The 3371-nt window shown below is 39.1% G+C and carries 2 protein-coding genes; both read right to left on the bottom strand.

Translation table 11 applies throughout. From position 1 onward, the window contains the following. Positions 1-891, bottom strand: an 891-nt coding sequence (locus tag F3H01_RS05495) for an ATP-binding protein (protein ID WP_149725139.1), incomplete at its 3' end; no start/stop codon positions are given. A 38-nt stretch (positions 892-929) separates the two neighbouring features. Beyond that, on the bottom strand, positions 930-3305 hold the full coding sequence (locus F3H01_RS05490) for a ribonucleoside-diphosphate reductase subunit alpha (protein ID WP_149725099.1): 2376 nt from the start codon (positions 3303-3305) through the stop codon (positions 930-932). Positions 3306-3371 lie beyond the last annotated feature (66 nt).

The raw sequence follows: 3371 nt of genomic DNA, 5'->3' as shown, positions 1-3371 counted from the left end.
ATACTTATTTCCTTTCTTTGTCTCCATGAAGCCATTTTGTTTATCTAGACCAAATTCGCGTACCAAAGGTTGCATATAAATTGGAGCAAAATTTAGATCTAATTCTTGAAATAAATCCTTTGCTGTATAATAATCATCTTCTAGATTTATTTTTGGGTATATTAGTTCCCCATTTTGAATTTCTCCAACTAGTTTTAACGTTGGGGCTCCATCTTTTTCTACAAATTTTCCTTCTTCAACAAATTTTATATTCTTTAATAGCTCTTTGTCTAAGACTATACTTCTATCACCATCCAAGACAACTTTACCTCTAATCAAATCAAGCATTTTTACATTTCTTGGACCTATAGTTGCTATTTTTTCTATGTGTTCCTTCCATTTTATACGTTCTAACTCTATATTATTATCAAAAATACTTTTTAAGTCTGGATATTTTATTCTTTCACTTCTTGCACTATATCTGTAAAAAATATCACCTTCACTGATTATGGGTTTATTGTCTTTTTTTCCATCTGTTTTTATGCAGACTACAGGTTTATTATTACTTTCATTTACTTCGAAAACACCAAATTTTTTACCACTGAATGAAAAACTATAAGTTTCAAATTCTATTTCTGGAGAAAAGTGGTTATTAAGAACTTCACTAATATCTTTATTATCGATATTGTCAAAGTTATCATTTGTCATACCATTAGCTTTTCTTGGGTTATCACTAATTCCAAATACTATATAGCCACCTTTTTTATTAGCAAAGGCGACCATCGTTTTTGAATATGTTATTAGATCATTTTTATTATAGTTGGCTTTAAATTCTAATTTAGTATTTTCTCTATGCTTTAACTTTCCAATTTCATCAACTTCAATAATTTTTATAAAGTCCCCTTCTGTCATTTTAAGTCCTTGCCAATTATAAATTTATATGCAACTTACTACTGACAACCCTCGCATTCGATCGAGCGGTCAGCTACGTCGTTTAGTTTTTCGCTGTCAGGCGACTCTGAGCGTAGATAATAAGTCGATTTTAGTCCGAGCTCCCATGCAAGCGTGTAAATTTCACTTAGATATCCGCCGCTTGCCTTATCTAGGCTCATAAATATATTTAGACTTTGACCTTGATCGATCCATTTTTGGCGGATCGCACCTGCTTTTATAAGAATTCTTTGATCAAGCTCGTAAGCTGGCGTGTAAAACTGCCAAGTATCTGGGCTTAAATTTGGCACGACATTTGGGATCATGCCACTTAAGTTGTGCTCAAACCACTTGCGTTTATAGACTGGCTCGATAGTCTGAGTGGTTCCAACTAGGATCGAGATCGAGCTAGTTGGAGCGATGGCCATTAGGTAACCGTTTCTCATGCCGTCACGCTTGACCTTCTCTCTTAGCTTGTCCCAGTCGCAGACATTTTCGTCAAATAGCCCGCCTTTGTCGTTTAAAAGAGCCTTTGCGTTCTCGTTTGCAGTGTCTATCGGCATGATGCCTTTACTCCATTTTGAGCCTTCAAATTTTGGATAGATGCCCTTTTCTACGGCTAAATTTGAGCTAGCGTAGATCGCGTTGTAGCTTATGTTTTCCATTATGCTATCTATCAGCGCCAAATGCTCATAGCTGCCCCATTTTACGTTTTTCTCGGCTAGCATTTGCGCCTCACCCATGACACCAAGGCCGATCGAGCGAGAAGCTAGGTTTGTGTGCTTTACCTTTTTGTGTGGGTAGAAATTTAGATCTATAACATTGTCAAGCATTCTGATAGCTATCGGCACGACACGCTCGATGTCCTCTTTGCTGTTTATCTTGCTTAAATTTATACTTGCAAGGTTGCAAACTGCCGTTTTGCCCTCGATGCTCTCTTTTTCTACGATGAAAATTTGCTTGCCTTTTAGGCTATCAAGCGCGCTAAGCTTTTTGGCTTTTTTAGTTATGCCGCTATCGACCGTGACGTCTTCTTCTTCGTCAAATAGTTCCTCGCCGCCATCTTCATAAGTGATCTTGATCTTATAGTAGTTTGGCGCTGTGTTTTGGAAAATTTCGGTGCATAAATTTGAGCTTCTGATGATGCCTTCGTGGTCGTTTGGATTTGCTTTGTTGGCATTGTCTTTAAAGCACAAAAATGGCATGCCAGTTTCAAAATAGCTAGTTAAAATTTTCTTCCAAAGCTCTTTTGCAAGGATGGTATTTTTCTGGATATTTTCGTCGTTTTCATACTCCAAGTATCTCTTCTCAAACGCCTCGCCGTAAAGGTCGCAAAGATCGCTTACTTGAGCTGGGTCAAAGAGGCTCCAACGGCCATTTTCTTTAACACGCTTCATAAATAGGTCGTTTATCCAAAGCGCAGGGAAAAGCTCGTGCGCGCGGCGTCTCTCTTCGCCTGAGTTTTTACGAAGATCGAGAAAATCGCTCACATCCATGTGCCAAGGCTCGATATAAACAGCGATCGCGCCCTTTCTAGTGCCTAGCTGATCAACCGCCACTGCGATGTCATTTGTCACTTTTAAAAATGGGATGATACCGCCAGCTGCGTTTTTGTGTCCGTCTATACTGCCACCCATCGCACGCACCTTGCTCCAGTCCCAGCCGATACCGCCGCCAAATTTTGAAAGTAGTGCCATCTCTTTGTAGCTATCAAAAATTCCTTCGATATTATCAGGCGTACTACCTACGTAACAGCTACTTAGCTGGTGACGTGTAGTCCTTGCATTTGAGAGCGTCGGAGTGGCGAGCATCACTTCAAATTTAGAGATGAGGTCGTAAAATTTCTTAGCCCAGCCTTGACTGTCTAGCTCGTTTTGCGCTAGAAACATCGCGATCGCCATAAACATGTGCTGTGGCAGCTCTATTGGCATGCCATTCTTATCTTTGATGAGATAGCGGTCATAAAGCGTTTTGATACCAAGGTATGCAAACTGAAGGTCACGCTCAGGCTTGATATAAGCGTTTAGATCCTCAAGATCGTACTTCTCTTTTAGTCCAGGGATGATACGGCCTACTTTTTCACCTTTTACTAGATAATCTTTTAAGTGATTGTAGCCGTTAAAGCCAGATACTTTGTGATAAAGATCGTATAAAAATAGCCTTGCAGCAACAAATGTCCAGTTTGGGCGGTCGATGTCGATCTTATCGACTGCTGTTTTTATAAGAGTCTGCTGAATTTCCTCAGTCGTGATCATATCTCTAAACTGGATTTTCGCGTCTACTTCAAGCTCGCTAAGGCTTACGTTGCTTAGTCCAAGAACTGCTTCGCTTGTGTATTTTTTGATCTTACTTATATCAAGCTCTTCTGTTCTGCCATTACGTTTTATAACTTTCAAAAATATCTCTCCATATTAAATTTTAATTTGGGATTTTATCTAAAAGGAGATAAAAACTCTCTTTGT

It is taken from the genome of Campylobacter concisus, from assembly GCF_902460875.1.
Taxonomy (GTDB): Bacteria; Campylobacterota; Campylobacteria; order Campylobacterales; family Campylobacteraceae; genus Campylobacter_A; species Campylobacter_A concisus_AA.
The sequence above is the reverse complement of the archived record's forward strand: the minus strand, read 5'-3'. Positions and strand labels throughout refer to the sequence as shown.